This is a genomic window from Cupriavidus sp. 01L46 (assembly GCF_056399905.1).
Genome location: NZ_JBFTSF010000743.1, coordinates 1 through 380, shown reverse-complemented (window position 1 = coordinate 380; position 380 = coordinate 1). Strand labels below are relative to the sequence as shown.

The following is a 380-nucleotide window of genomic DNA, read 5'->3' as shown; positions in this document are numbered from 1 at the left end:
CCAGACAGGAGTCGGCCACAATTGGAGATGACGTATGGCTAGGATATGGAGTCATCATATTGACCGGCGTAAACATCGGTCGAGGAGCAATCGTAGCCGCAGGCAGTGTAGTAACGAAGAACATACCCGCATACGCGATCGCCGCCGGCAACCCTGCTCGAGTCATATCCATGAGATTTTCAGATTCCGATATGATAAGAAAACATGAAGAATCCGTAGCCAACGGGCACTTCAAGTCCTCGGAAAGAGGATACGATAAATTTACGATAATCCCATATCAAGGAACGGAAAATTGAAGAAGGTAGTGATCCTACAACACCGCCTAGTTCACTATAGAATGCGGCTGTTCGATCTTCTTCGCACGGATCTCGAGCGGAAAG

Annotated in this window: 1 protein-coding gene; it reads left to right on the top strand. The window is 48.2% G+C overall.

The window, feature by feature from the left end:
• The coding region (locus AC1DS3_RS39590) for a DapH/DapD/GlmU-related protein (protein WP_477129495.1) at window positions 1-296 on the top strand (296 nt) is incomplete at its 5' end.
• Window positions 297-380: the final 84 nt, after the last annotated feature.